The sequence below is a fragment of the Burkholderia sp. AU19243 genome (genome assembly GCF_018148075.1).
Taxonomy (GTDB): Bacteria; Pseudomonadota; Gammaproteobacteria; order Burkholderiales; family Burkholderiaceae; genus Burkholderia; species Burkholderia latens_A.
The window spans coordinates 1-868 of sequence record NZ_JAGSTV010000046.1; the positions used below are offsets into that span (position 1 = coordinate 1).

The following is an 868-nucleotide window of genomic DNA, read 5'->3' on the forward strand; positions in this document are numbered from 1 at the left end:
GCTGGATCCAGCCGCCGCCCAGTGCGCGATACAGGTCGACGAGGTTCGTCCAGCGTGCGAGCCGTGCGCTGATCAGCGTCTGCTGCGCCGAGTAGAGATCGGTCTGCGCGGTCAGCACCGACAGATAGCTGTCGACGCCGTTCTTGTAGCGCAGGTCCGACAAGTCGAAGCGGCGCTGCTGCGCGTGCTCGTTGCGCTCGAGCGCCGCGATCTGCTGGTCGTACGTGCCGCGTGCCGCCAGCCCGTCAGACACTTCGCGGAACGCCGACTGGATCGCCTTCTCGTAGTTCGCGATCTCGATGCGCTTTTGCACGTTCGCGAGATTCAGGTTCGCGATGTTCTGCCCGCCTTCGAAGATCGGCATCGTGATCTGCGGCGCGAACGACCACGCCGCCGTGCCGGCCTTGAACAGCCCGCCAAGCGTCGGGCTTGCAGTGCCGAACGCGCCCGTCAGCGAGATGCGCGGGAAGAACGCCGCGCGCGCCGCGCCGATGTTCGCGTTCGCGGCGAGCAGCGTCTGCTCGGCCTGCATCACGTCGGGGCGACGCGTGAGCAGATCCGACGGCAGGCCCGCCGGCACGTCCGTGAGCAGGTTCTGCGCGTCGAGCGGCATGCCCGCCGGCAGATCGTCCGGCAGCGGCTCGCCGATCAGCAGCACCAGCGCGTTCAGCGCCTGCGCACGCGCACGCGCCTGCGCCTGCTGGTTCGCGAGCGCCGTTTCGACGACCGTCTGCGCCTGACGCAGGTCGAGCTCGGAGCCCGTACCGTTGTCGAACTGCAGCTTCGTCAGGTCGTACGACGCCTGCGCGGTCTTCAGCGTGTTTTCCGTGACCTTCAGCAGATCCTCGGTCGACAGCAGCGTCAGATA

At 67.7% G+C, this 868-nt stretch carries 1 protein-coding gene; it reads right to left on the reverse strand.

What is annotated here, in order from left to right; translation table 11 throughout:
- Positions 1–868: TolC family protein (locus tag KDW55_RS29225; protein WP_212161895.1), on the reverse strand; the 868-nt coding region annotated here is incomplete at both ends.